The sequence below is a fragment of the Actinocorallia populi genome (assembly GCF_002995495.1).
Taxonomy (GTDB): domain Bacteria; phylum Actinomycetota; class Actinomycetes; order Streptosporangiales; family Streptosporangiaceae; genus Actinocorallia; species Actinocorallia populi.
This window is the reverse complement of sequence record NZ_PVZV01000004.1, coordinates 126312-150667: the sequence shown is the minus strand read 5'-3', so window position 1 is coordinate 150667 and position 24356 is coordinate 126312. Positions and strand designations below refer to the sequence as shown.

Here is a 24356-nt window from a genome sequence, read left to right as displayed (position 1 = left end):
CGGGTGGCCGGACCGCCGACCGGCCTCGTCCGGTCAGGCCGTGGCGCCGTCGGCGGTACACCCGTATCATCCGGCGAAAATCGAGAGGCTCGGTCTTCTGCCTATGAAACGTGCTTTCACGGTACTTCTGGCGACAGCTGCCATGCTCCTGCTTCCCGTGCCCGCCGCGGCGAAGGGCGGGGGCGGGTTCCCCGCGGACTTCATGTGGGGAGTGGGGGTGTCCGGGTTCCAGCACGAGGGGCACTACCCGGACAGCAACTGGAAGCGGTTCCTGGCCCAGCGCAAGGACAAGGACCCGTACCGCAACAGCGTGGACTTCCGGCACCGCTACCCGAAGGACCTCCGGCGCGCGGCCTCGCTGGGCGTGGACGTCTTCCGGACGTCGGTGGAGTGGGCCCGGATCGAGCCCGAGCGCGGGAAGACCGACTGGCGCGAGGTCCGGTACTACGACGACCTCGTCGCGCGGATGGTCGCGCACGGGATGCGGCCGATGCTGACGCTCAGCCACTTCGTGCACCCGGCCTGGGTGCACGAGCAGGGCGCGTGGAAGAACGAGCGGACCGTCGAGGACTGGCTGGACTTCGCGGAGTTCGTCGTCAGGCGCTACGCCGAGCACGACGTCCTGTGGGTGACGTTCAACGAGGCGAGCTACTACATCCTGGACGAGGTGCGGAACAGGGCGCTCAAGCCCTCCGAGGCGCCCCTGATGAGCTCCCGCCTCGTCGAGGCGCACCGCAGGGCCTATGACATGATCCACCGGATCGACGACGACGCCATGGTCACCACGAACGTCGCCTACAGCACGGTGCTCAACCCGCTGTTCGACCGCGCGCTCCTCACCGAGGTGCCCGACAAGCTCGACTACCTCGGCCTCGACTACTACCTCAGCATGAGCGCCACGAACCTGACGGTGCTGCGGATCTTCAGCGGCGAGTACTGGGCGGTCGAGGCCGAGCCCGACGGCCTCTACCACGTGCTGCACGACTACCACCGGCGGTTCCCCGACCTGCCGATCTACATCATCGAGAACGGCGCGGGCACCGACAACGGCAAGCCTCAGGCGGACGGCTACCAGCGTTCCCACTCCATCCGCGACCACGCCTACTGGATCCACCGTGCCATCCAGGACGGCATCGACGTGATCGGCTACAACCACTGGTCCCTCCTGGACGGCTACGAGTGGGGCTCCTACCGTCCCCGTTTCGGCCTCTACACGGTGGACGTGGAGACCGACCCCTCCCTCACCCGCCGCCCGACGGAGGCCGTGGCGACCTATCGCGAGCTCATCCGCCGCAACGGCCTCCCGGCGGGCTACGTCCCCGTCAAGCCGCCCGCACGCTGCTCCCTGCCCGCCCTCCTGGCCACCTGCAAGGCCCTCCCGGCCACCCCGCCCTATCCGGGATGAGGCGGATCACCTCCTCCTCCCTCTAGCAAGCAAGCACTTACTGGCCTAGGCTGCTGCGCCATGAGCACACCGTCGATCTCCGTACCCGGGCGGGTGGGCCGCCCCGAGGACGCGCTGGCCCGGTACGGGGAGCGCGCGCAGATCTTCTTCGAGGCCCTCACCTGGGGGGATCCCACGGCCGACGCGGTCGTCGCGGACCTGGTGGAGATCGGGCGCGGCAAGGGCATGCGGATGCTCCGCCAGGGGCTGGCCGAGGGCGTGGAGAGCCTGGAGGACCCGCCCGCGTCGCTCGTGCGGCTCTTCGAGGAGATCGACCGGCGGCCGGAGTGGCTGCGGCCCGAGCTGCTGGAGGAGGGCGCCCGCGCCTACTGCCGGCACCCCCTCACGATCGGGCTCGCGCTCGGCCCGGCCTCCCTCGTCGGGAGCTACGTCAACGGCGCGGCGGTCGAACCGCTCGCGCTGACCCGCCGGTTCACCGACCAGGGGCAGGTCCGCACGTACGAGACCGCCTCCTGGCTGTGGTCCGCCGCCCGCCCCGGCGGGCTGGAGCGCTTCGCGCCCGGCCTGGCCGCCACCGTGCGGGTGCGGCTCATCCACGCCTTCGTCCGGCACCACATCCTCACCGGACTGCCCTGGGACGCCGATCGGCTCGGCCACCCCATCAACCAGGCCGACTCGGCGTACACGCTGATCGAGTTCAGCCTGATCCCGCTGCGGGTGATGAGGGGTTTCGGCATCCGCCACACCGCGCGGGAGAGGGCGGCCGTCTACCACCTGTTCCGGTACGTCGGGTACCTCATGGGCGTCGACGAGCGCGTCCTGCCCCGGACGGAGGAGGAGTTCGCCGAACTGGAGCGGATCTACCACCTGACCGGCGCGCAGCCCAGCGACTACAGCCGCGAGCTGGTCGCCGAGCTCCTCGACACGATCATGCCCGACACGCTGGCCGACCAGAGCGGGGCCCTGGCCCCCCTCGTCCGCCGCCTCGCCCGCCCCATGGCCCACGGGCTCTCCCGCGCCTTCACCGGCGACCGCACCGCCGACCTCCTGAACGTCGAGCGCAACCTCTGGCGCCACCTCCCGGCCGTGCTGGCCCCGCCCGTCTTCCTCTTCAACGAGCTCCAGCGCCTCATCCCGGGCGAACCGGACCGCAAGCTCCGCCGCAGCCTCGACTTCGTCGACGCGGCCTCCGCCGCGACCGCCGCCCGCCTGGGCGTCTCCCACGACCTGGTCGACGCCGCCACCGCCCATCCGGCCGCGGCCGGCTCCTGACGGGGCGGGGGTCAGGCGAGGGCGAGGAAGAGGCGTTCCAGCTCCTCCTCGGTCATGGGGGGCGTGTCGCCGTCGGCGGCGGCCATGCACTGGCGCATGCCGCTGGCGACGATCTTGAAGCCGGCGCGGTCGAGGGCGCGGGACACGGCGGCCAGCTGGGTGACGACGTCCTTGCAGTCGCGGCCGGCCTCGATCATCGCGATGACCCCGGCCAGCTGCCCCTGGGCGCGGCGGAGCCGGTTGAGGACCGCGCCGACGGCCTCCTCGTCGACCTGCATGAGGACCTCCTGTGCGCGCTGGAATCCGCTTCATGGTACCCGCGGGGGTATACGGCGGGCCGCCCCGCCGGACGGCGTACCGTCCGGCGGGCCGGGTCCCTCGGGGCCGTCCCGGCCCCGCCGGGCCGTCAGGCCTGGCCGGACTCGGCGATCTGGCGGCGCACCTCGTCCATGTCGAGCTGCCTGGCCTGGTCGACCAGGTCCTCCAGGGCGGGCTCGGGCAGCGCGCCCGGCTGGGAGAAGATCACGACCTTGTCCTTGATCACGGCCAGGGTGGGGATCGAGGTGATCTGGAAGGCCCCCGCCAGCTCCGGCTGCGCCTCGGTGTCGACCTTGGCGAACACCACGTCGTCGTGCTTGTCGGAGACCCGCTCGAAGACCGGCGCGAACTGGCGGCACGGGCCGCACCAGGACGCCCAGAAGTCCACCAGCAGCACTCCTCCCTGGTCCACGGCCTCCTGGAAGGTGTCCTTGGTCAGTTCGACGGTCGCCATGATCTCTCCTCTCGGGATACCCCAACGGGTATCCGAACACCGCTCTCAGAGGATTTGTTCCCCGGGGGCCGGGAGGACGCCCCTCGGAAGGGGCGGATCAGCGGACCGTCCAGCCGCCGTCGATCGTGACGGTCTGGCCCGTCATGAACGTGGAGGCGTCGCTGGCCAGCAGGAGCAGCGCGCCGTCGAGCTCGCCCGTCCGGCCGCCGCGGCCCATCGGGGTGTTGCGCGTCACCCAGCGGTGGCTGCGCTCGTCGGTGAACATCTCGTCGGTGGCCTCGCTGGGGAACCAGCCGGGCGCCAGCGCGTTGACGCGCACCCCGTGGGCCGCCCACTGCACGCCCAGGTCGCGGGTGAGGCCGACGACGCCGGACTTGGCGGCGACGTAGGAGGCCTGCGAGGACGGGTAGGCGGCGACCAGGCCGAGGATGGACGCGAGGTTGATGATGCTGCCGCCGCCCGCGGCGATCATCTCGCGGGCGAAGAGGGTGGCCAGCGCGAAGGTCGCGGTGAGGTTGAGGGTGAGGATGCCCTCGAACTCCTCGACCGTCTCGTCCAGCGCGGCCTTCTGGTAGCCGTGGCCGGCGTTGTTGACCAGCACGTCCACCCGACCCGTCAGGGCCAGGGCGGTGCGCAGCAGCTCCCGCCGGGAGGCGTCGTCCGTCACGTCGCAGACCGCCGGGACGATGCCGGGCACCCGCTCGGCCAGCTCCTCCAGCCGCTCCTTGCGGCGCGCGGCGGCCACGACGGTGGCGCCGGAGCGGGCGAGCAGCTCGGCGAACCGCGCGCCGAGGCCGCTGGAGGCCCCGGTGACCACGGCGACCCGGCCCGTCAGGTCGGCGGTGAGCGTTCCCGGACCGGTCGGGAAGGCGTTCTCGGCGGATGCGTTCACGGTTCGCTCCAGCGCAGTCGTTGACCAGAATACGATTCTAGTTGTACCGTACCGATCGGTCGGTACACAATGCGTCCCCCGAGGAGCGGCCCGAGGTGTCCCCGCAACGAGAACGCATCCTCAAGGCGGCCGCGAGCCTCTTCGCCCGGGACGGCTACCACGGCGCGGGCATGGCGCAGCTGGAGCAGGAGGTCGGGCTCAAACGCGGCGCCCTGTACCACCACATCGGCAACAAGGAGTCCCTGCTCTACGAGATCAGCCGCACCCAGCTGGAGCACATGGTCGGCCTCGCCACGCAGATCGCCGACGAGGCGCCCGACGAGGCGGAGTGCCTCCGCCGCATGGCCCGCGCCCTCCTGCGCAACATCGCCGACCACCGGCTGGAGTGGACCGTCCACTACCGCGACTTCAACGCGCTCACCGGCGAACGCCTGCGGCACGTCCTGGAGCTGCGCGACCGGTACGCCGAGATCTGGCAGCGCGTCTACGCCTCGGGCGCGGCGCGCGGGATCTTCCAGCCGGCCGAGCCGCGGGTCGCGGTCCTGGGCATCCTCGGGATGTTCAACTACTCCTACCTGTGGATCGAGGGCGACGGGCGGCTCGACACCGACCGGATCGCCGACCTGTACTGCGACATCTTCCTGCGCGGCGTCCTGCTCGCGCCCCGTCCCGCACCGCCCTCGTCCGAGGAGTAAGCACATGGAATCGTTCGTGCAGTTCCGCAGAGGAACGACGCCCCCTCACGTCCACCGCGACCTCGACGGGCTGAAGGACGACGAACTGGGCAGGATGGGCTTCACCGGACGCCAGGCCCAGCTGTACCGGCGCAACGACCCGACCGCCTACCGGGCCGAGGGCCCGATCCAGATGACCGCGGCGATGGCCGGGGACCTGCGGCCCACCGACCTGGAGGACCCGCGCGGCAACCCGCTTCCGCTCTTCCACAACGACGACGTGCGGTTCCTGCTGAGCCGCCGGGCCGAGGCGATGCCGTTCTTCGCCCGCAACATCGGCGGCGACGAGCTCTTCTTCGTCCACGCGGGGACCGGCGTCTTCCAGACGGAGTTCGGGCCGATCCCTTACGAGCCGGGCGACTGGGTGCTGCTGCCCAAGGCCGTCACCTACCGGCAGCTCCCGGACGAAGGATCCGAGGGCGTCTTTTTCATCATCGAGACCGTGGACGAACTGCGCACTCCGCCCGCGGGCATCCTCGGGCGGCACTTCCCGTTCGACTCCTCGACCGTCTTCGTGCCCGAGCCGGAGGTGCTCACCGACGGCGGGCCCGAGTGGGAGATCCGCCTGACCCGGCGCGAGGAGCAGGGGTCGCTCTTCTACCCCCACAACCCCTGCGACGTGGAGGGCTGGAAGGGCGACTACTTCCCGTTCAAGTACAACATCCGTGACTACAACGCGGTCCTGTCGCCCGGGGTTCACCTGCCTCCGACGGTCCACATGTTCCTGCAGAACGAGAACGTCGTCGTGCTGAACTTCCTGCCGCGGCCCGCCGAGATGCGTCCCGGCGCCGAACGGCTGCCCTGGTACCACCGCAACGCCGACTACGACGAGGTCGCGCTCTTCCACGGCGGCGACCTGCTCGGCATCCCGATGCCCGCCGGGCTGATCACGCACTCGCCGCAGGGCGTCCACCACGGCCCGCCGGAGCCGGCGCGCGAACGCTCCCGCCGGAAGTTCGACCAGTACGACGAGCTCAACTGGTCGGTGATGTCCATCGACGTGCGCAAGCCCCTCAAGGTCGCCCCCGCCCTCCGTCCCGAAGGAGCCTGACCGCCATGAGCACCCCCCTCAGCGGTTCCTACGAGCGCGTGCCCCTCCTCGTCGTCTTCAGCGACGACTCCCCCGTACGCGACACCTACGGCGGGACGGGCGAGATCGTCGCCCTGGAGGCGCACCTGCTGCGCCCGGAGAAGGCGTCGGACACCGTCATCGTCTTCATGCACCCGATCGGCGGCGGCGCGTACCTGCCGATGACGGTGGCGCTGGCCAAGGCCGGGCACCACGTCATCTACTGCAACAGCCGCTACCGGGGCGTGGACAGCGCACTGATCATGGAGAAGGTCACCCAGGACCTCGGCGCGTGCGTGCGCCACGCCAAGGAGAAGCTCGGCTACTCCAAGGTCGTGCTGGCCGGGTGGAGCGGCGGCGGCGCGCTGTCGGCCTTCTACCAGGCGCAGGCCGAGAACCCCACGGTCACCCGCACCCCCGCCGGCGACCCCTTCGACCTCACCGCGCTCGGCCTGATCCCGGCGGACGGGCTGATGCTGCTGGCCGCGCACGTCAGCCGCCACCAGACGCTCACCGAGTGGATGGACCCGTCCCTCCTCGACGAGCACGACCCGTCCGTCCGGGACCCGGAGCTGGACCTCTACAACCCCGAGAACCCGAACCAGCCCCCGTACGGCGCGGAGTTCCTGGAGCGCTACCGGCAGGCGCAGATCGCCCGGAACCGGCGGATCACCGCGTGGGTCAAGGCCAAGCTCGCCGCCCTGAAGGCCGCCGGGCGCCCGCACGACGAGTTCGGCTTCGTCGTGCACGGGACCATGGCCGACCCGCGCTGGCTGGACCCCGCCGTGGACCCCAACGACCGCCGGCCCCACTGGTGCTACCAGGGCGACCCGCGCGTGGTGAACATGAGCCCGGTCGGCCTCGCCCGCTTCACGACCCTGCGCAGCTGGCTGTCGCAGTGGAGCTACGACGAGGCCAACGCCGACGCCGAGCGCTGCGCGCCGGACATCTCGGTGCCCGTCCTGGTCGTCGGCAACTCCGCCGACGACGCCTGCACGCCCAGCCACACCCACCGGATCTTCGAGGCCTTCACCCACGAGGACAAGGAGCTCCACGAGATCAAGGGCGCGACCCACTACTACATGGGGCCCGACCAGCTGCCCCGCCTCCGGGAGGCGGTGGACCTGATCGGCGGCTGGCTGGGCCGCCACGGCTGGTCCGCCTGACGCACCCCCGCGGCCGCCCGGTCAGGTGGAGCTGCGCTGCTCCATCTTGGCCAGGCGGACGTGGATGCCCCGGAAGTGCGCCGTCATCGCGACGGCCGCGGCCGGCCTGTCGTGCGCGCGCAGCGCGTCGTAGATCTCCCGGTGGCGCAGGGCGATCTCCATCGGGCTCTCCTCGGCGGGGGCCAGATCGTGGCGCAGCGTGTTGTAGACGTCCCAGAAGGCGCTCAGGAGCTGGCTGACGATCGGGTTGGCCAGCGGCTGGTAGAGCAGCTCGTGGAAGCGCCGGTCGGTCTCGGGGGTGACGCCGCCCGCGGCCGCTTCGGCCTCCATCTGGGCCATGACCACGTCCAGCTCGGGCGTCTCGTCGGCCAGGCCCCGCTCGATGACCTGGTCGATCAGGCCGCGCTCCAGGATCTCGCGGACCTCCACCAGGTGGGCCAGGTCGTTGTGGCCGTTCTGCTGGGAGATCCTGGCGTGGAAGGTCAGCTCGTCGACCAGCGCGCCCAGGGACATCGAGCCCACGTACATGCCGAAGCCGTGCTTGATGTCCACGATCCCCACGGCCTGCAGCGCCTTCAGCGCCTCGCGCAGCGAGTTGCGGCTGACGTCGAGCTCGTCGACCAGCTCGAACTCGGTGGGCATGGGATCGCCCACCGCGAGGTTGCGCTCCAGGATCAGCTGCTTGATCCGCTGCTGGACCTCCTCGGTTCGGCTGCTGCGCGCCCGGCTCACACGGCGTCCGGGCCGTGCTCCGGTCATCCGTTCACGCTCCACATACCGACCCCGTTTCTCCACAGGCCACGTCTTGACCCTGTCTAGAGCGAGGCTTAGCCTACACCGGACGCTCGACGTTGGATGTCCTACATCCGTCATTGGTTCTTTGCGGATATATTGCTCATCCCCCGCAAAACCCCTCATTGCCTGGGAGAAGATGTGACAGAGGTACAAAACGGAAGCGGCGCCAGCCGTCGTGACTTCCTGCGGTACTCCGGCCTGATCGCCGGCGGCGCCGCCATCGCGGCCTCGCTCTCGGCCTGCGGCGGACCCTCCTCCACCGGCAGCGACTCGTCGTCCGGGTCCAAGGACTCCATCGACGTCGCGCTCGCCTACGCGCTGTCCACGGGCTTCGACCCGATGACGGCCTCCAGCGCGGTCGCCACCGCGGCCAACCTCCACACGCTGGAGTCCCTGGTCGACCTCGACCCGGCCACCCGCGAGCCCTACACCGCGCTCGCCAAGGCGATGCCCGAGGAGGTCGACACCACCACCTACCGGGTGGCCCTGCGCGACGGCGCCAAGTTCCACGACGGCTCCGCCGTCACCCCCGAGGACGTCGTCTACAGCTTCGAGCGGGTCCTCGAGCCGAAGAACGCCTCGTTGTTCTCCCAGTTCCTGCCGTTCCTCGACTCGGTGAAGAAGGTCGACGGCACCACCGTCGAGTTCAAGCTCAAGTACGCCTTCCCGATGTTCGCCGAGCGCCTGGCGGTCGTGAAGGTCGTGCCGAAGGCCGTCGTCGAGGCCGACCAGAAGAAGTACGACGCGCTGCCCATCGGCTCCGGCCCGTTCAAGTACGTCAGCGCCTCGGCCACCGACGGCATCGCCTTCGAGAAGTTCGACGGCTACAACGGGCCCCGCCCGGCGCTGGTCGAGAAGATGAACTGGCAGCTGCTGACCGACCCGTCGGCCCGCGTGACCGCGCTGCAGTCCGGCCGCGTCCAGGCCATCGAGGCCGTGCCGTACCTGAACGTCGAGGAGCTCAAGCGCGACGCCTCCGTCGAGGCGGTGCAGAGCTTCGGCCTGATGTTCCTGATGTTCAACCTCAAGGCCGAGCCGTTCGACGACGTCCGCGTCCGCCAGGCCCTGCACTACGGCCTGGACACCGGCAAGCTCATCGAGACCGCCCTGCTGGGCAACGCCGAGGCGGCCACCGGCTACCTGCCCAAGAGCCACCCCGACTACGTCCAGGCCAAGACGGTGTACGGCTACGACCCGGAGAAGGCCAAGTCCCTGCTCGCCGAGGCCGGCGTCAAGGACCTCGCGATCGACCTGGTCCTCACCGACACCGACTTCGTCAAGGACTGCGCCCCGCTGATCAAGCAGAGCTGGGACGCGATCGGCGTGAAGACCACGCTGAACATCGGCCAGTCCGGCGGCCAGTACACCAACCTCGTCGACACCGGCAAGTACCAGGTCATGGCCGCCCCCGGCGACCCGTCGGTCTTCGGCAACGACACCGACCTGCTCATGCGCTGGTTCTACGTCGGCACCTGGCCGAACACCCGGCACTACAGCGCCGGCACCACCGAGGGCAAGAAGGTCGTCGAGCTGCTGGACGACGCCGCCCGCGAGACCGACGCCGCCGCCCGCAAGGAGCTGTGGCGCCAGGCGTTCGACCTGGTCGCCGAGCACGCCGCCCTCTACCCGATCTTCCACCGGAAGCTCAACACCGGGTGGGACGACAAGGCCCTCAAGGGGTTCAAGCCGCTGCCGACGACCGGCATGTCGCTGCTGAACGTCGGCCGGGCCTAGAACGACAGGACGACGTAGACCATGAGCGCGATCCTCCGCATGACGGCGCGACGTCTGCTGACCCTGGTGCCGCTGGTGCTGGGGATCACGCTGTTCGTCTTCGTCGTCCTGCGCTTCTCACCGAACGACCCGGCGTACAACGCGCTGGGCGACGGGGCCAGCCCCGAGGCCCGCGAGGCGTACGCCGAGGCCAACGGCCTGAACGACCCGCTGCTGGTGCGCTACGTGAGGTTCCTGGGCGACCTCGTCCAGGGCGACCTCGGGGTCACCTCGCCGCCGAGCAGGCCGGTCACCGAAGTCATCGCCACCGCGTTCCCGCTGACCCTGCAGCTCACCCTGCTGGGCGTGACGCTCGCCGTGGTCCTGTCCACCGTCCTGGGCGTCACCGGCGCCCTCTTCCGGGACCGGTGGCCGGACCAGGTGATCCGCGTGGTGTCGATGGCGGGCGTGGCCATGCCCTCCTTCTGGCTGGGCATCCTGCTCATCCAGCAGTTCTCCCTCAACTGGGAGCTGCTGCCGACCGGCGGTTACGTCAACCCGTCGGAGTCCTTCTCCGGCTGGCTGAAGAGCATGGCGCTCCCGGCGATCTCGCTGGGGCTGCCCGTCGCCTCCCTGCTGACCCGCATCATCCGCACCTCGATGGTCGAGGAACTCGACCGCGACTACGTGCGCACCGCGATCGGCAGCGGGCTGCCCCGCGTGGTCGTCGTCGGCCGCAACGTGCTGCGCAACGCGCTGATCACCCCGATGACCGTGCTGGGGCTGCAGATCGGCTACATGCTCAGCGGCGCCGTCGTCATCGAGGCGATCTTCGGCCTGCCGGGCCTGGGCACCCTCATCATGCAGGGCGTGACGGCCGGAGACCCCGGCCTCGTCCAGGGCGTGGTGCTCTACATCGCCCTCGCCTTCGTCATCGTCAACCTGGTCGTCGACATCCTCTATCTCTTCGCCAACCCGCGTTTGAGGGGTGCCTCCTGATGCGTACCGTCCTCTCCGGGCTCGCAGGGACCCTGCGCAAGCTCTCCACGGCATCCCGGATCGCTCTGGGCTTCGTCCTGCTCGTGGCGATGATGGGCCTCCTCGCCCCGCTGATCGCCGCCCACGACCCGCTGCTCACCGGCACCCCGCAGCAGCCGCCGTCGGCGGAGCACTGGTTCGGCACCGACCGGGTCGGCCGCGACGTCTTCGCCCGGATCGCCCACGGCACCCGCTGGTCGCTGGCGATCGGCCTGGGCGCGACGGCGCTCGCGCTCGTCGCCGGCGCGGTCCTCGGCTCGCTGGCCGCGACCTCCCGCAAGGCCGTCGACGAAGTGATCATGCGCGGCCTCGACGTCATCATGGCGTTCCCGATGGTGGCGCTGGCCGCCGTCATGGTCACCGTCTTCGGCAACAGCCTGCCCGTCCTGATCTGCACGATCGCGTTCCTGTTCGTGCCGCAGATCACCCGCGTCATCCGCGCCAACGTGCTCTCGCAGTACGGCGAGGACTACGTCAACGCCGAGCGGGTCATCGGCGCCGGGCGCTTCCACATCCTGAGCAGGCACGTCGTCATCAACTGCGCGGCGCCGATCCTGGTGTACTGCACCGTCCTGGTCGCCAACGCGATCGTGTTCGAGGCGAGCCTGTCGTTCATCGGCGCGGGCGTGCAGGACCCCGACCCGTCGTGGGGCAGCGTGATCGCCTACGGCAAGGCGCTGGTGCTGTCCGGCGGCTGGTGGGCGACGTTCTTCCCCGGTGTGTTCATCCTGTTCACGGTGCTGGCGCTGAACGTCCTGTCCGAGGGCGTCTCCGACGCCTGGGCCGCCCCGGCCGCGCGGGCCAACCCGGCCGCGCTGCGCAAGGCCACCGACCCGCTGGAGTCCCCGGACGCCGCCGCGGCGCCCGCCCCGGCCGTGCTGAGCGAGGGGCTGCGCCGGGCCGGTGAGCGGCTGGCCGAACGGGCACGTCCGCTGCCCGAAGGCGAGCCGCTGCTGCAGGTGCGCGACCTGGCCATCGGCTTCGCCGAGCGGCACGACGGCGTCGACATCGTCGACCGGATCAGCTTCGAGGTGCGGCCCGGCGAGGTGCTCGGGCTGGTCGGCGAGTCCGGCTGCGGCAAGAGCCTCACCAGCCTCGCGATCATGGGCCTGGAGCCGAAGGGCGCCCGCGTCGGCGGGCGGATCCTCTTCGACGGGCGCGACCTGCTGACCCTGCCCGCGGGCGAACGGCGCAAGCTGCTCGGCCACGACATGGCCATGATCTACCAGGACGCGCTGTCCTCGCTGAACCCGGCGATGACCATCAGGTCCCAGCTCAAGCAGGTGCACCGGCGCGGCGGCACCCGCACCCCCGAGGAACTGCTGGAGCTCGTCGGCCTCGACCCGGCGCGCACCCTCAGGAGCTACCCGCACGAGCTGTCCGGCGGCCAGCGCCAGCGCGTCCTCATCGCCCTGGCCCTGTCCCGCGACCCGCGCCTGATCGTCGCCGACGAGCCGACCACCGCGCTCGACGTCACCGTCCAGGCCCAGGTCATGCGGCTGCTGCTGCGCCTGCGCGAGGAGCTGGGCTTCGCCCTCATCCTGGTCTCCCACGACCTGGCGCTGGTCTCCGACGTCACCGACCGCGTCGTGGTGATGTACGGCGGCCAGATCGCCGAGTGCGGCGCCACCCCGCAGGTCGTCGGCGCCCCCCGCCACCACTACGCGCGGGGCCTGCTCGACTCGGTCCTCTCCCTGGAGGCCGCCGACACCCGGCTCGCCCAGATCCGCGGCGTCGTGCCGTCCCCGGCCGCCTTCCCCAAGGGCTGCCGCTTCGCCGACCGCTGCGCCGCCGCCACCGACCTGTGCGCCACCACCCATCCGGAGCTGGCCGGCGACCGCTCCGCCCACGCCTTCGCCTGCCACCACCCCATCGGCGGCACCCCCGCCGCCACGGCCGGACCGGCCAAGACCCTCGCGGGAGACCCGTCGTGAGACCCACACCGGACACCTCCGTGACACGGCCCTCCGCCGGACGGGACGCGACCGCGCCCGCCCGGCGGCCGGGCCGGCCCGCCGCGGCGGGCGTGCGCAACACCCCGGCCGAGACCCTTGCGGGAGGTCCTTCATGAAAGAGGCGGCGAGCGTGAAAGCGGCTCCGGACGCGCAGGACGCAGCCGTGATGGAGCTGCGTGACGTGCACGTCCAGCATCCGACGCGGGGCGGCGGTCTGTTCAGCAAGGCGCGGGTCCACGCGATGACCGGGGTCGACCTCGCCATCGCGCGCGGGGAGACCGTCGGGATCGTCGGAGAGTCCGGCTGCGGCAAGTCCACGCTGGCCAAGGTGCTGGTCGGGCTGCAGAAGCCGACCCTGGGGACGGTGCTGTACCGCGGGACGCCCGTGACCGAGCTGCCGGAGCGGGAGCGGCGGCGGGTGCTCGGCGCGTCCGTCGGGATGGTCTTCCAGGACCCGTCGACCGCGCTGAACCGGCGGCTGCCGATCCGGACGATCCTGCGCGACCCGCTGGACGTGCACCGCAAGGGCACGCCGGCGCAGCGCGACGAACGCGTGCGGGAGCTGATGTCGCTGGTCGGGCTGCCGCCCGTGCTGGCCGACGCATTGCCGGGCCAGCTGTCCGGCGGCCAGCGCCAGCGCGTGGCGATCGGGCGGGCGCTGGCCATGGAGCCGCAGCTGCTCGTCGCCGACGAGCCGACCTCGGCGCTGGACGTCTCCGTCCGGGCCCAGATCCTCAACCTGCTGCTCGACCTGAAGGAGCGGCTGGAGCTGTCGATGGTGTTCGTGTCCCACGACATCCAGACGGTCCGCCGCATGTCCGACCGCGTCGTGACGATGTACCTCGGGCGGATCGTCGAGGAGGCGCCCGCCGTCGCGGTCCCCGACGCCACCCGCCACCCCTACACCCGGGCGCTGTTCTCGGCCACGCCGAGCCTGCTCGACCCGATCGACCCCATCCCGCTGACCGGCCCCGTGCCGTCCGCGGTGACCCCGCCGAGCGGCTGCCCCTTCCGCACCCGCTGCTGGCGGGCCGACGAGACGTGCGCGGACGCCATGCCCGCCTACGCCTCCGGCGACCTTCCCGCGCACCGCTACCGGTGCCACCACCCCGTGACCGGCGAGGCCGACCTCGCCGCCGCCCTCACCCAGGAGACCCCGTGACCACCGTCGCCGCCACCGCCCTCAGCGGTGTCATCCCGCCCGTCTGCACCCCGCTGACCGCCGACTTCGAAGTGGACGTGCCGTCGCTGGAGCGGCTCGTGGACTTCCTCGTCGACAACGGTGTGGACGGCCTGTTCGCCCTCGGCTCCACCAGCGAGGTCGCGTTCCTGCCCGACGCGCAGCGGCGCACGGCCCTGGAGACCGTCGTGCGGCGCGCCGCCGGCCGGGTACCGGTGATCGCCGGGATCATCGACATGACGACCCTGCGGGTGATCGAGCACGCCAAGACCGCCGCCGAGGCCGGCGTGGACGCGCTCGTCGCCACCGCGCCGTTCTACACGCGCACCCACCCGGTGGAGATCGAGGACCACTTCCGGCGGATCGCCGCGGCGACCTCGCTGCCCCTCTACGCCTACGACGTGCCGGTCTCGGTGCACTCCCGGCTGGACGCCTCGATGCTGCTGCGCCTGGGCGCCGAGGGCGTGCTGGCCGGCCTGAAGGACTCCACCGGTGACGACAACGGGCTGCGCTGCCTGCTGGTCGCCCGCAACGACGCGGGCCTGTCGCGGTTCCGCGTCTTCACCGGCTCCGAGCTGACCGTCGACTCCGCCTACCGCATGGGCGTCGACGGCGTCGTCCCCGGCCTCGGCAACGTCGACCCCGCCGGGTACGCCCGCCTCGCCCAGCTCGCCGCGGCCGGCAAGTGGGACGACGCCCGCGAGGAGCAGGAGCGCCTGCTGCGCCTCTTCGACCTGGTCAACGCCGCCCCCGCCGACCGCATGGGCCGCGGGTCCTCGGCCCTGGGCGCCTTCAAGACCGCCCTGCACCTGCGCGGCGTCATCGCCTCCCCCCTCGCCGCCCCGCCGCAGATCCCCCTGAACGAGGCCGAGACCGACCACGTCCGCACCTGCCTGAGCGGCGCCGGCCTGCTGTGATGTCTGGAACGTTCTACGCCGGGGTCGACATCGGCGGGACGAAGATCGCCGCCGCGCTGGTCTCGGCGGAGGGACGGATCGTGCGGCAGGGCCGCACGCCGACCCCCGCCGAGGGCGGCGCGGCGGTGCCCGTCGCGGCCGCGCGCCTCGTCGCCGAACTGCGCTCCGGGCTCGGCGGCGGGACGGTCGCGGCCGCCGGGGTGGGTTCGCCCGGGGTCGTCGACCGCGCCGAGGGGCGCGTGGTCTCGGCCACCGACGTGCTCCCCGGCTGGGCCGGGATGGAGGTCCGCGCCACGATGGAGGCGCTGACCGGCGTCCCGGTCACCGTCGACAACGACGTCCGCGCCATGGCCTACGGCGAGGCGCGGGCGGGCGCCGGAGCGGGCTTCTCCCGGGTCATGTACGTCTCGGTCGGCACGGGCGTCGGCGGCGCGCTCACCAGGGACGGGCACCTCGAGTACGGCGCCCACGGCACCGCGGGCGAGACCGCCCACCTGCTGGTCCCCGCCACCGGGGCGATCCCCTGCGGGTGCGGCCGTCACGACCACCTGGAGGCCGTGGCCTCCGGCCCCGCCATGGCCGCCGCCTACGCGGCCCGCACCGGCGAGCGCCTGCCCCTCCCCGAGATCGCCGCCCGCCTCTCCGCCGGCGACCCCACCGCCCGCGAGGTCGTCCACGGGGCCGCCGCCCTCCTGGGCCGTGCCCTCGCCGGCCTCCTCGCCGTCCTGGACCCCGACGCCCTCGTCATCGGCGGCGGCGCCGCCCAGATCGGCGCGCAGTTCCGCGCCCCGCTCACCGAGGCCCTCCACGCCGAGGCCCTCCCCCCGCTGCGCGCCCTGCCCGTCCTGCCCGCGGCCCTGGGCACCGACGCCCCCCTCATCGGCGCCGCCCTCCAGGCCAAGGCCGCCCTCCAGGCCCCTCCGAAACAGGAACGCGAGAGAGAAGAGCACCATGACGCCGAGTGAATTCGCCGCGCTGGCCGGCGGCCGACTGATCGTCTCCTGCCAGGCGTGGGACGGGCACCCGCTGCGGGACACCGCCGCGCTCACCCGGATGGCGCAGGCCGCCGTCAGGGGCGGGGCCGCGGCCATCCGCTGCGGCGGCGTGGGCGGCACCCCCGACATCGTCTCGATCCGGGCCGCGGTGGACGTGCCCGTCATCGGCCTCACCAAGGACGGCACGGAGGGCGTCTACATCACCCCGACCGTCGCGGCCGCCCGTGCCGTCGTCGAGGCGGGCGCCGACGTCGTCGCGATCGACGCGACCGACCGCCCCCGCCCCGACGGGCTGCCCTTCGCCGACTCCGTCCGGGCCGTCCACGACCTGGGCCGCCTGGTCATGGCCGACGTCGCCACCCTCGACGAGGGCCTCGCCGCCGCCGAGGCCGGAGCCGACATCGTGGCCACCACCCTCGCGGGCTACACCCCGGCCCGCCCCAAGACCGACGGCCCCGACCTCGCCCTGGTCCGCGCCCTGCGCGAGGCCCTCCCGGACGTCCTCCTCATCGCCGAGGGCCGCTACCACTCCCCCGCCCACGCCGCCGCCGCCCTGGAGGCGGGCGCCACCTCCGTCGTCGTCGGCACCGCCATCACCGACCCCGCCTGGATCACCGCCTCCTTCGCCGCCGCCCTGAGCTGACGCCGCCCTGCCCGGTTCGCCCGCCTCGGCCCGCCTGAGCCGGGGCCGGGCGTGCGGTGGGGGACCCGGGGGACGTGTCAGGCCCCCGACCCGGACGGGTCGGAGGCCTGACACGTGGTACGGGCGGTCAGGACAGGAGGGTCTGGCCTATCCAGCCCGTCTCGGTGCAGCCGGGAGGCAGGGCGAAGACCGCCGAGCCGGTGGTGGTGATCCACTCGTTGAGGAGGTCGGACCCGGCCAGGCGCTGCTGGACCGGGGTGAACTGGCGGGCCAGGTCGGCCTGGTAGGAGATGAACAGGAGGCCGGAGTCGACGACGCCGTCCTCGGTGATGTCCTCCTCGTAGTTGTAGGCGCGGCGGAGCATGCGGAGGGCGGGGTCCTCCACCCTGGCCAGGCGGATGTGGGCGTTGTCGTCGATGACGGGGAAGCCCGCGACGTCCTTCGCGGCGAAGTCGGGGTCGTCGGTCTCCCTCCCGCCGGTCAGGGGGGCTCCGTCGGCGAGCTTGCGGCCGATGGAGAACTCCTTGGCGGCCTCGTCGGCGGCGTCCCACTTCTCGAGGTCCATGCGGATGCGGCGGAGGACCATGAGGGTGCCGCCCTTCAGCCAGGCGGGACGGCCGGGGATCCAGACGGCCTTGTCGGGGTCGTCGGGCTGGACGGTGCCGTCGAGCTGGCCCATGAGGTTGCGCTGGGTCTCGCCGGGCGGCTGGGACTGCGGGCTGCGCCGGAAGCCGCGCTGCACCCAGCGGACCGTGGCGAAGTCCCGCGCGTCCTTGACGATCAGCCGGAGCGCGTGGGCGAGGGTGACGGCGTCCTCCCCGCACAGCTGGACCAGGAGGTCTCCGCCGCTCCAGCGCTCCTCCAGCCTGTCGTTCTCGAACTCCGGCAGGTCGGCGAGCGGGCGCTGGTGCGCCAGGCCGACCTTCTCGAACATGCCGGGCCCGAACCCGAAGGTGACGGTCAGCCGGGCCGGGAGGTCGGCGAGTTCCGGCTGGGCGTCGGCGAGCCCCGCCCGTCCCTCCGCGAGCCGCCGGGCGTCGTCGGTGAGCAGCCGCATCAGCCGCCCCAGCGACTCCCGGGTGGTCCCCTGGCGCAGGTCGAAGGCGACGAAGACGCCGTACGTCTGCGGGGGTGTGACGACGCCCGCCTGGTGGGCGCCGTGGAACGGGACGGTCCGCGGCTGCTCGGCCGCGTTCGCCTCGGGCACGCCGGCGGCCGTGCCCCTGCCGGTGAGGTAGCCGCCGGTGGCGGCGAGCCCGCCCGCCGCCACCGCGCCGCCGGCGAGGAGGCCCCGCCGGCTCATGTTCCGCCCGGCCATCAGTGCCCCGGGGCGTAGGTCTCGTTGCCGCCCTGGAAGGACTTGACCACGGCGGTGACGTCGGTCTTCGTGCCGTCCTTCAGGGTCAGCGTGAGGGTGACCTCGCCGCCCGGCTCGAGCTTCTGCTTCAGGCCCATGAGCATGATGTGGTAGCCGCCGGGCTTGAGCTCCAGCTCGCCTCCGGCGGGGACGACGAACCCGCCGTCCTTCTCCTTCATGCGGGCCTGGCCGCCGGTTCCGGCGACCTCGTGCAGTTCGACCATCGGCGAGGCGGGGGTGGCGGCCGAGACCACGGTGACGTCGGCGCCCGTGGTGTTGACGAGGGTGCCGAACGCGGCGGTCATGCCCTTCTCCGCGGCCTTCACCCAGGCGTTCTCGAAGGTCAGCGGGGCGGCGGCGCTGGTCGCGGAGGCGGAGGGTGCGGCGGCCGCCTTCTCGGTGGAGGTTCCGTCCGACCCGCAGCCGGTGAGGGCGGCGGATCCGAAAGCGAGCGCGGCGAACAGCGGGATGAGACGAGAAGACATGCGGATGCTCCGTGAGTGCTCTGTCGAAAGGGTTTCCTGGCACCCGCGCGAAGGCGGGCGTGAAGGACGGCCCGCGGGCCGTCGGCATCGGTGGCGTTCAGCCGGAGCCGAGCGCCTGGAAACCCTTCGGCGGCCCCCGGAGGACGAGCACGTGCCGCAGCACCGCGACGGAGCGCGGGACGGCGACGTCCGGCGGCACCGCGGCGGCCGGCACCGCTTCGACGGGCGGGGAGAGGACAAGGAGGAGCGGCCGCAGCAGTGTCCTGGCCGCCTGCCGGGCCAGCCGCCAGGCGCCCCGCTCGCCCCGGCGCAGCCACCAGCCCGACCCGCACGCGGCGAGCAGGTGCGCGGCCGCCATGCCCGTGCCGCCCCCGGCGGGTTCGGCGACGAGGTGCTGGAGGTTTCCGTGGTGGCCGAATCCGGTGGCCGCGGCCGTGAACAGGGTGTGCAGCATGAACTGCCCGCCCAGCAGCCCGCCGGTGATCACGGGAAGGGAGCGTTCGTGCCCGGCGAGGACGAACGCGAAGGCCAGCACTCCGGCGAACCCCGCCAGAACGCTCCCGGGCCCCAGCGGTTCCCCGGAGGCCGTCGCGTGCCCCGCAGAGGTCAGCAGCACGCACACGGCCGCGAAGACCGAGGCGCGCGCCAGACGGAGCGGGGGCCGGGTGTTCATCTCGACGCCATCCTGCCACGCTTCCGCGATCTTCACCCGCCGGGTCGTGGACGACCGTTTGCCCTCTTCCAGAACAGGGCATACCGTACAGATCAGATACCCCGGGGGGTATAAGTGGCGGCACTCCGCCTAATCTCGAACACAGGGGGCGATACACGATGATCAAGATCATTCCCATGGAGACCCCGACACTGGGGGACCGCAGCTACCTGGTCACCGACGGCGAGACCGCCTTCGTCGTCGATCCGCAGCGCGACATCGACCGCATGAGGGAACCCGCCCGGGGCGTGACCATCACGCACGTCTTCGAGACGCACATCCACAACGACTACGTGACGGGCGGCCCGGCCCTGGCCCGCGCCACCGGCGCCGCCTACCACGTCAACGCCGACGACCCGGTGCGCTTCGAACGCTCCCCCATCCGCGACGGGGACGTCGTCGAGGTCGGCCCGCGGATGCGCGTCCGCGCCATGGCCACCCCCGGGCACACCCACACGCACCTGTCCTACGTGCTGGAGTCCGAGGGCGAGACGGTCGCGGTGTTCACCGGGGGCTCCCTGCTCTACGGCTCGACGGGCCGCCCCGACCTGCTCGGCCCCGACCACACCGACGCCCTGGCGCGCGCCCAGCACCGGACGGCGCGGCGCCTGGCCGCCGAACTGCCCGACGGCACCGAGGTCTACCCGACGCACGGGTTCGGCAGCTTCTGCTCCGCCACCCAGTCCGACGCCCCCCTGTCCACGATCGGGCGGGAGCGGCGGATCAACCCGGTGCTCACCCAGGACGAGCGGGAGTACGTGGAGACCCTGCTGGCCGGCCTCGACGCCTACCCCGCCTACTACGCCCACATGACCCCCCGCAACCTCGAGGGCCCCGGCGCCCCCGACCTGTCGGAGGCGCGCCGCGCGGACGCCGCCGAGCTGCGGCGCCGCGTCGAGGCCGGGGAGTGGGTCGTCGACCTGCGCTCCCGCAAGGCGTTCGCGGCCGGCCACCTGGGCGGGGCGTTCAACTTCGGCCTGGACGGCTCCTTCGCCACCTACCTGGGGTGGCTGATCCCGTGGGGCACCCCGGTGAGCCTGCTCGCCGAGACCCCCGACGAGATCGCCGAGGCCCAGCGCGAACTCGTCCGGATCGGCATCGAGCGCCCCGCCGCGGCCGCCACCGGCGACCCGTCCGGCTGGACGGGCGGCGCGCCCCTGAGCGGGTTCGGGCTCGCGACCTTCGACGAGCTCGCGGCGGTGCGCCACCACCGCCCGGTCGTCGTCCTGGACGTCCGCCGGAACGACGAGTGGGAGCGGTCGCACCTGCCGGGGGCGGTCCACATCCCGCTGCACGAGCTGCTCTCCCGGGTGGAGGAGGTGCCCGAGGGCGAGGTCTGGGTGCACTGCGCCTCGGGCTACCGCTCGGCCATCGCCGGATCCTTCCTGACCGCCGCGGGCCGGCGGGTCGTGGTGATCGACGACGACTACGCCGGCGCCGTCCGGAACGGCGAGGAGGCGGCGGGCTGAGGCTTCCCGTATTTCGTCCGGTTCGCCACCTCTTGCCACCACCGGCCCACCGAGTGTTACATTGCGCTAAGAGAACGGTACACAGCGTGACGACCCTCGCTCCGGCCCGGGCCCGGCACGCGGCGAGAGAGAGGGGCGCCCGATGGGCGAACGGAGATCCCGGTGGCCGTCATGATCGACGAGGTCACCTCGGCGCTGGCCGAGCTCCTGCGGGTCCGCGGCGGCGACCCCGACTGGGTGGCGATCAGCTCCCTGGACGCCGGCGCCGCGCTGACCCCGCACCAGATCCACCTGTGCCTGTGCGGCATCACCGAGCACCCCTACCTGCGCAACGCCCCGCTCTCCGGGCCGCCCGGCCGGCTCCAGCGCCCGCCGCTCGGGCTGCGCCTGACCTACGTGGTCACCGGCCCCGGCTTCCAGCCGCTGGAGCTGCAGGCCCGGCTGGGCAGGGTCGCGCAGATCTTCCACTCGGTGCCCTCCCTCAGCCCCGACGACCTGGGCGCCTGCCTGGCCGCGCGCCTGCGCAGGCTCACCGTCCGGCTGCTGGACCTGCCGCTGTCCGACCGCACCGCCCTGTGGTCGGCGCACGGCCGCCCCATGCAGCTGGCCCTGTACTACGAGGCGGACATGGCGCTGGCCCACCCGCCCGGCCAGGAGGAGATGGAGGTCCTGCTCAAACCGCGCGCCACGCTCCTGGAGGCGGCCCGGTGACGTCCCGGGCGGGCGGCCGGGAGGCCGGACGCCCGCTCAGTTCCGGCGGACGATCGCGCTGTTGAGGACGGTCGCGAAGGCCGTCCAGGCCGCGTACGGCAGCAGGAGCATCCCCGCGGTGCGGTCGGCCCGCCAGGCCTTGCTCACCAGCAGGGCGTTGGAGACGTTGAGCGCCACGATCTCGCCCAGCGCGACACGCGGCTTCTTGGCCGCGAAGAACAGTGCCGACCAGCCCGTGTTGAGCGCCAGGTTGACGCCGAGCATCTGCGCCACGCCCCGCCGTTCGCCGGCGGGGGCGCGGTCCATGGCCCGCCCGGCCGAGTAGGCGATCAGGCCGTAGAGCGCGGGCCACACGATGCCGAACGCCTGGGGCGGCGGCTGCCAGGACGGCTTGTCGAGTTCGCGGTACCAGTCGGACTTCGCGTCGGTGACCAGGCCGCCCGCCCCGGCCGCGACCCCGACCGCCATCGACGTCTTGAGCAGGGTGTTCGCTTTCGTCGTCGTCATATCTCCTCTCCTACCCGGCGGACATTCCGGAAACCTGTGACCTGGTCGGGGAGGGCGGCGGCCTCCGCTCCCTCCAGCCCCCCCGGCCTCTCCGGACGGTCCGGGAATCCGGGGGATGTCCCGTTCGTTGAGGGCGGTATGGACCCAGGAGGGGTCCGTCCGGACGAGACGCGCCGTACCCGGCCTGCAAAGACGACGCTTTTCCGCAAGGAGGAGCCGTCATGGCTTGGTTGATGGTCATCACCGCAGGTCTGTTCGAGGTCGCCATGGCCTACTCGCTGAAGCTCAGCAAGGGCTTCTCGGTCCTCGCCCCGAGCGTCTCCTTCGCCGTCTTCGCGGTGCTCAGCTTCGGGTTGTTGTCCCTGGGCCTCAAGCACCTCGAGGTGGGGACCGCCTACGCCGTCTGGACGGGCATCGGCGCCGTCGGCACCGCCGCCCTGGGCGTCCTGGTCCTGGGCGAGAACGCCTCGCCCCTCAAGATCGCCTCGATCCTCCTGATCCTCGCCGGGGTGGTGGGCCTCAACCTGGCCGGCGGAGGCCACTGACCTCAGTCCCGCCCGGAGCGGGTGCGGGCGTAGTGGCGGGAGGCCTTGGCCCGGTTGCCGCAGCCCGTCATGGAGCACCAGCGGCGCGTGCCGTTCTTCGAGATGTCGAAGAAGTGCAGGACGCATGCCTCGTTCGCGCACTTGCGGAACCTGTCGGGGCGGTCGCCGATCAGGCGGAGGTGGCTCCGCACCGCCGTCCAGGCCGGGTAGTAGGCGAGATCGTCCAGTTCGAGGCGTTCGACGACGCCCTGCGGTGAGGCGGCGAGGCGGAGCACCCCGCGGGCGAGCACGGCGTCGGCCGCCGCCGTGTCCGCGGGGTCGGCCAGGAGCGCCGCCAGGCCGTCCCGCGCCCGCAGCAGCGCGGCGAGCGTCGGCTCGTCGGCGTGGACGGGGTGTTCCCCCAGCTCCGAGACGACCGTGGGCGAGGCGAGCCAGATCGCCAGGCCGTCGGGCGAGGTGAGCAGGTCCTGCCACCGCCCGTCCTGGATCCACCGGGTGTTCAGCAGTTCGACGGAGATCGGCTCACCGGTCAGCGGTCGGGGGTCCATGGCACCCATGCTAACCACTCATGCCCGCTGGACCGGTTGACGATCGATGACCTAACCCTTAAAGTCACTTTCACCGGTTAGAGATCGTCTCCGCCGGAGGAAGGGCACCCCCATGAGCACCCTGCAGACCGGTCACGTCGGGCTGAACGTCACCGACCTCGACCGTTCGATCGCCTTCTACACGCGCGCCTTCGGCTTCGAGGTCGCCGGACGCGACGAGGGCCACGCCCTCCTGGGCAAGGACGGGAGGCTGGCCGTCGCCCTGTGGCGCCAGACCGAGACCGCCGCCCGCACGGACGTCGCGGGCCTGCACCACCTGTCGTTCCAGGTCGACACGATCGACGAGGTCCGCGCGGCCGAGGACGTCCTGCGCGCCATGGGCACCCGGTTCACCTACGACGGCATCGTTCCCCACGGCGAGGGGGCCGCCTCCGGCGGCATCTTCTTCACCGACCCCGACGGCATCCGCCTGGAGATCTACGCCCCGTCCGGCGCCGAGTCCGCCACCGCCCCCGTCGCAGGCGCTCCCACCTGCGGCTTCTTCTAGGCGGCCCCGCCATGGCGACCTACCACGACGGAGAGCTCTCCGTTCAGCACCGAGCCGGCCTGCAGAGGCCCGCCGAGTCCGCGCTCCGCGCCATCAGGACCGCCTTCCCGGAGGTCGCCATGGCCTTCCTCACCCGGCAACCCATGATCGTCGTCGGTGCCGCCGACCCGGCCGGACGCCTGTGGACGACCCTCCTCACCGGCGATCCCGGCTTCCTCCAGCCCACCGAGACGACCCTCGCCATCCGGTCGCTCCCCCACCCCGACGACCCCCTCGCCGAGGCCCTGGCGTCCCCCGCCAAGGTCGGCATGATCGCCATCGAGCCCGCCACCCGCCGCCGCATGCGCATCAACGGCACCTCCGAGCCCGTTCCCGGCGGTCTGCTCGTCACCACCGACCAGGTCATCTCCAACTGCCCCAAGTACATCCAGCAGCGCACCCCCGCCCCCTTCCCCTCCGCTCCCCGCACCCTCCACCGGGGCACCTCCCTCACCCCCGCCCAGCAGCGCACCCTGGCGGAGGCCGACACGTTCTTCGTCGCCACCGCCTCCCCCGAAGGCGACGCCGACGCCTCCCACCGGGGCGGCTCCCCCGGCTTCGTCCGCGTCCTGTCCCCCACCCGCCTCCGCTGGCCCGACTACCAGGGCAACACGATGTTCCTCACCCTGGGCAACCTCGAACTCAACCCCGCCGCCGCCCTCCTCGTCCCCTCCTGGACCACCGGCTCCCTCCTCCACCTCACCGGCACCGCCGAGACCGTCTGGGACGAGGCCGAGGCCGCCGCCTTCCCCGGCGCCCAACGCCTCGTCGACTTCACCGTCGAAGAGGTCCGCGAGGCCACCGCCGCCATGCCCCTGCGCTGGAGCCCCCCCGCCTACTCCAAGTTCAACCCGCCCGCCCCGTGACCGCGGCACCGCCGGTCCCGGTCG

Annotated in this window: 26 protein-coding genes and 1 riboswitch; of the genes, 17 read left to right on the top strand and 9 right to left on the bottom strand. The window is 72.3% G+C overall.

The genetic code is table 11. The features are described 5' to 3' along the window. Nucleotides 1-142 precede the first annotated feature (142 nt). Complete coding sequence (locus C2865_RS17365; RefSeq protein WP_232835667.1) at nt 143-1405, top strand: glycoside hydrolase family 1 protein; 1263 nt, start codon at nt 143-145, stop codon at nt 1403-1405. A 60-nt stretch (nt 1406-1465) separates the two neighbouring features. After that, on the top strand, nt 1466-2677 hold the full coding sequence (locus tag C2865_RS17360) for an oxygenase MpaB family protein (RefSeq protein ID WP_157963771.1): 1212 nt from the start codon (nt 1466-1468) through the stop codon (nt 2675-2677). An 11-nt stretch (nt 2678-2688) separates the two neighbouring features. Here C2865_RS17360 and C2865_RS17355 read toward each other — a convergent pair whose 3' ends face one another. The 3 genes from C2865_RS17355 to C2865_RS17345 form a co-directional block, all read right to left on the bottom strand. Next, nucleotides 2689-2955 carry a metal-sensitive transcriptional regulator gene (locus tag C2865_RS17355; RefSeq protein ID WP_106399536.1) on the bottom strand — a complete coding sequence of 89 codons (267 nt, stop codon included), beginning with the start codon at nt 2953-2955 and terminating at the stop codon, nt 2689-2691. Between the two features lie 128 nt (nt 2956-3083). Then, nucleotides 3084-3449, bottom strand: coding sequence for a thioredoxin (gene trxA, locus C2865_RS17350; protein ID WP_106399535.1), 366 nt, complete (start codon nt 3447-3449; stop codon nt 3084-3086). A 97-nt stretch (nt 3450-3546) separates the two neighbouring features. Next, nucleotides 3547-4341, bottom strand: coding sequence for an SDR family NAD(P)-dependent oxidoreductase (locus C2865_RS17345; protein ID WP_198653402.1), 795 nt, complete (start codon nt 4339-4341; stop codon nt 3547-3549). A gap of 95 nt (nt 4342-4436) precedes the next feature. Between C2865_RS17345 and C2865_RS17340 the strand changes: the two genes are divergently transcribed. The 3 genes from C2865_RS17340 to C2865_RS17330 are packed head-to-tail and all read left to right on the top strand — an operon-like array spanning nt 4437 to nt 7310. Next, nucleotides 4437-5036, top strand: coding sequence for a TetR/AcrR family transcriptional regulator (locus C2865_RS17340; protein WP_106399534.1), 600 nt, complete (start codon nt 4437-4439; stop codon nt 5034-5036). A 4-nt stretch (nt 5037-5040) separates the two neighbouring features. Next, nucleotides 5041-6126 (top strand): homogentisate 1,2-dioxygenase, encoded by a 1086-nt coding sequence (locus C2865_RS17335; RefSeq protein ID WP_106399533.1) that lies wholly within the window; start codon nt 5041-5043, stop codon nt 6124-6126. 5 nt (nt 6127-6131) lie between these two features. Beyond that, complete coding sequence (locus tag C2865_RS17330) at nt 6132-7310, top strand: alpha/beta hydrolase (protein WP_106399532.1); 1179 nt, start codon at nt 6132-6134, stop codon at nt 7308-7310. Nucleotides 7311-7331: 21 nt separating this feature from the next. Here the strand turns inward: C2865_RS17330 and C2865_RS17325 are convergent, their stop codons facing one another. Then, nucleotides 7332-8069, bottom strand: a complete 738-nt coding sequence (locus C2865_RS17325) for a FadR/GntR family transcriptional regulator (RefSeq protein WP_106399531.1) — start codon at nt 8067-8069, stop codon at nt 7332-7334. Between the two features lie 174 nt (nt 8070-8243). Between C2865_RS17325 and C2865_RS17320 the strand changes: the two genes are divergently transcribed. The 7 genes from C2865_RS17320 to C2865_RS17290 all read left to right on the top strand — a co-directional run bounded on the left by C2865_RS17320 (nt 8244) and on the right by C2865_RS17290 (nt 16546). After that, nucleotides 8244-9839 carry an ABC transporter substrate-binding protein gene (locus C2865_RS17320; protein ID WP_106399530.1) on the top strand — a complete coding sequence of 532 codons (1596 nt, stop codon included), beginning with the start codon at nt 8244-8246 and terminating at the stop codon, nt 9837-9839. A 21-nt stretch (nt 9840-9860) separates the two neighbouring features. Further along, a complete protein-coding gene (locus C2865_RS17315) occupies nt 9861-10817 on the top strand; it encodes an ABC transporter permease (RefSeq protein ID WP_106399529.1) in 957 nt (318 codons plus the stop codon). Beyond that, the gene (locus C2865_RS17310; RefSeq protein WP_106399528.1) at nt 10817-12790 is read left to right on the top strand and encodes a dipeptide/oligopeptide/nickel ABC transporter permease/ATP-binding protein; all 1974 of its coding nucleotides are present in this window, start codon (nt 10817-10819) and stop codon (nt 12788-12790) included. The genes C2865_RS17315 and C2865_RS17310 overlap by 1 nt, the downstream gene beginning before the upstream one ends. A 151-nt stretch (nt 12791-12941) precedes the next feature. After that, nucleotides 12942-13973, top strand: a complete 1032-nt coding sequence (locus tag C2865_RS17305; protein WP_232835666.1) for an oligopeptide/dipeptide ABC transporter ATP-binding protein — start codon at nt 12942-12944, stop codon at nt 13971-13973. After that, nucleotides 13970-14908 carry a dihydrodipicolinate synthase family protein gene (locus C2865_RS17300; protein WP_106399527.1) on the top strand — a complete coding sequence of 313 codons (939 nt, stop codon included), beginning with the start codon at nt 13970-13972 and terminating at the stop codon, nt 14906-14908. Before C2865_RS17305 ends, C2865_RS17300 begins: the two co-directional genes overlap by 4 nt. Beyond that, nucleotides 14908-15873 carry an ROK family protein gene (locus C2865_RS17295; protein ID WP_106399526.1) on the top strand — a complete coding sequence of 322 codons (966 nt, stop codon included), beginning with the start codon at nt 14908-14910 and terminating at the stop codon, nt 15871-15873. The genes C2865_RS17300 and C2865_RS17295 overlap by 1 nt, the downstream gene beginning before the upstream one ends. Beyond that, the gene (locus tag C2865_RS17290) at nt 15860-16546 is read left to right on the top strand and encodes an N-acetylmannosamine-6-phosphate 2-epimerase (protein WP_106399525.1); all 687 of its coding nucleotides are present in this window, start codon (nt 15860-15862) and stop codon (nt 16544-16546) included. The genes C2865_RS17295 and C2865_RS17290 overlap by 14 nt, the downstream gene beginning before the upstream one ends. Before the next feature lie 127 nt (nt 16547-16673). Here the strand turns inward: C2865_RS17290 and C2865_RS17285 are convergent, their stop codons facing one another. The 3 genes from C2865_RS17285 to C2865_RS17275 all read right to left on the bottom strand — a co-directional run bounded on the left by C2865_RS17285 (nt 16674) and on the right by C2865_RS17275 (nt 19061). Next, the gene (locus C2865_RS17285; protein WP_232835665.1) at nt 16674-17849 is read right to left on the bottom strand and encodes a Dyp-type peroxidase; all 1176 of its coding nucleotides are present in this window, start codon (nt 17847-17849) and stop codon (nt 16674-16676) included. A gap of 14 nt (nt 17850-17863) precedes the next feature. After that, a complete protein-coding gene (locus C2865_RS17280) occupies nt 17864-18388 on the bottom strand; it encodes a copper chaperone PCu(A)C (protein ID WP_106399523.1) in 525 nt (174 codons plus the stop codon). A gap of 97 nt (nt 18389-18485) precedes the next feature. Beyond that, entirely contained in the window at nt 18486-19061 is a 576-nt protein-coding gene (locus tag C2865_RS17275; protein ID WP_157963770.1) for a hypothetical protein, read from the bottom strand. A 176-nt stretch (nt 19062-19237) separates the two neighbouring features. Here C2865_RS17275 and C2865_RS17270 point away from each other — a divergent pair, with 176 nt between their 5' ends. Together C2865_RS17270 and C2865_RS17265 are read left to right on the top strand one after the other, a co-directional pair. After that, nucleotides 19238-20569, top strand: a complete 1332-nt coding sequence (locus C2865_RS17270) for an MBL fold metallo-hydrolase (RefSeq protein ID WP_232835664.1) — start codon at nt 19238-19240, stop codon at nt 20567-20569. 171 nt (nt 20570-20740) lie between these two features. Then, entirely contained in the window at nt 20741-21280 is a 540-nt protein-coding gene (locus tag C2865_RS17265) for a Pvc16 family protein (RefSeq protein ID WP_232835716.1), read from the top strand. A gap of 36 nt (nt 21281-21316) precedes the next feature. Here C2865_RS17265 and C2865_RS17260 read toward each other — a convergent pair whose 3' ends face one another. After that, a complete protein-coding gene (locus C2865_RS17260; RefSeq protein ID WP_106399519.1) occupies nt 21317-21787 on the bottom strand; it encodes a TspO/MBR family protein in 471 nt (156 codons plus the stop codon). Between the two features lie 136 nt (nt 21788-21923). Then, nucleotides 21924-21989: riboswitch (guanidine-III (ykkC-III) riboswitch) on the top strand. A gap of 19 nt (nt 21990-22008) precedes the next feature. Here C2865_RS17260 and C2865_RS17255 point away from each other — a divergent pair. After that, on the top strand, nt 22009-22332 hold the full coding sequence (locus tag C2865_RS17255; RefSeq protein WP_106399518.1) for a DMT family transporter: 324 nt from the start codon (nt 22009-22011) through the stop codon (nt 22330-22332). Nucleotides 22333-22334: 2 nt separating this feature from the next. Here C2865_RS17255 and C2865_RS17250 read toward each other — a convergent pair whose 3' ends face one another. After that, complete coding sequence (locus C2865_RS17250; RefSeq protein ID WP_198653399.1) at nt 22335-22880, bottom strand: CGNR zinc finger domain-containing protein; 546 nt, start codon at nt 22878-22880, stop codon at nt 22335-22337. Nucleotides 22881-22992: 112 nt separating this feature from the next. Between C2865_RS17250 and C2865_RS17245 the strand changes: the two genes are divergently transcribed. Together C2865_RS17245 and C2865_RS17240 are read left to right on the top strand one after the other, a co-directional pair. Then, complete coding sequence (locus C2865_RS17245; RefSeq protein WP_106399516.1) at nt 22993-23427, top strand: VOC family protein; 435 nt, start codon at nt 22993-22995, stop codon at nt 23425-23427. Nucleotides 23428-23438: 11 nt separating this feature from the next. Further along, nucleotides 23439-24332, top strand: coding sequence for a pyridoxamine 5'-phosphate oxidase family protein (locus tag C2865_RS17240; protein WP_106399515.1), 894 nt, complete (start codon nt 23439-23441; stop codon nt 24330-24332). Nucleotides 24333-24356 lie beyond the last annotated feature (24 nt).

Excerpts from the sequence above, each read along its gene's own strand:
- C2865_RS17365 (WP_232835667.1), top strand. The coding sequence starts at position 143 with ATGCTCCTGCTTCCCGTGCCCGCCGCGGCGAAGGGCGGGGGCGGGTTC.
- C2865_RS17360 (WP_157963771.1), top strand. The coding sequence starts at position 1,466 with ATGAGCACACCGTCGATCTCCGTACCCGGGCGGGTGGGCCGCCCCGAG.
- C2865_RS17355 (WP_106399536.1), bottom strand. The coding sequence starts at position 2,955 with ATGCAGGTCGACGAGGAGGCCGTCGGCGCGGTCCTCAACCGGCTCCGC.
- trxA (WP_106399535.1), bottom strand. The coding sequence starts at position 3,449 with ATGGCGACCGTCGAACTGACCAAGGACACCTTCCAGGAGGCCGTGGAC.
- C2865_RS17335 (WP_106399533.1), top strand. The coding sequence starts at position 5,041 with ATGGAATCGTTCGTGCAGTTCCGCAGAGGAACGACGCCCCCTCACGTC.
- C2865_RS17330 (WP_106399532.1), top strand. The coding sequence starts at position 6,132 with ATGAGCACCCCCCTCAGCGGTTCCTACGAGCGCGTGCCCCTCCTCGTC.
- C2865_RS17325 (WP_106399531.1), bottom strand. The coding sequence starts at position 8,069 with ATGACCGGAGCACGGCCCGGACGCCGTGTGAGCCGGGCGCGCAGCAGC.
- C2865_RS17315 (WP_106399529.1), top strand. The coding sequence starts at position 9,861 with ATGAGCGCGATCCTCCGCATGACGGCGCGACGTCTGCTGACCCTGGTG.
- C2865_RS17310 (WP_106399528.1), top strand. The coding sequence starts at position 10,817 with ATGCGTACCGTCCTCTCCGGGCTCGCAGGGACCCTGCGCAAGCTCTCC.
- C2865_RS17295 (WP_106399526.1), top strand. The coding sequence starts at position 14,908 with ATGTCTGGAACGTTCTACGCCGGGGTCGACATCGGCGGGACGAAGATC.
- C2865_RS17290 (WP_106399525.1), top strand. The coding sequence starts at position 15,860 with ATGACGCCGAGTGAATTCGCCGCGCTGGCCGGCGGCCGACTGATCGTC.
- C2865_RS17285 (WP_232835665.1), bottom strand. The coding sequence starts at position 17,849 with ATGAGCCGGCGGGGCCTCCTCGCCGGCGGCGCGGTGGCGGCGGGCGGG.
- C2865_RS17280 (WP_106399523.1), bottom strand. The coding sequence starts at position 18,388 with ATGTCTTCTCGTCTCATCCCGCTGTTCGCCGCGCTCGCTTTCGGATCC.
- C2865_RS17275 (WP_157963770.1), bottom strand. The coding sequence starts at position 19,061 with ATGAACACCCGGCCCCCGCTCCGTCTGGCGCGCGCCTCGGTCTTCGCG.
- C2865_RS17270 (WP_232835664.1), top strand. The coding sequence starts at position 19,238 with ATGGAGACCCCGACACTGGGGGACCGCAGCTACCTGGTCACCGACGGC.
- C2865_RS17265 (WP_232835716.1), top strand. The coding sequence starts at position 20,741 with ATGATCGACGAGGTCACCTCGGCGCTGGCCGAGCTCCTGCGGGTCCGC.
- C2865_RS17260 (WP_106399519.1), bottom strand. The coding sequence starts at position 21,787 with ATGACGACGACGAAAGCGAACACCCTGCTCAAGACGTCGATGGCGGTC.
- C2865_RS17255 (WP_106399518.1), top strand. The coding sequence starts at position 22,009 with ATGGCTTGGTTGATGGTCATCACCGCAGGTCTGTTCGAGGTCGCCATG.
- C2865_RS17250 (WP_198653399.1), bottom strand. The coding sequence starts at position 22,880 with ATGGACCCCCGACCGCTGACCGGTGAGCCGATCTCCGTCGAACTGCTG.
- C2865_RS17245 (WP_106399516.1), top strand. The coding sequence starts at position 22,993 with ATGAGCACCCTGCAGACCGGTCACGTCGGGCTGAACGTCACCGACCTC.
- C2865_RS17240 (WP_106399515.1), top strand. The coding sequence starts at position 23,439 with ATGGCGACCTACCACGACGGAGAGCTCTCCGTTCAGCACCGAGCCGGC.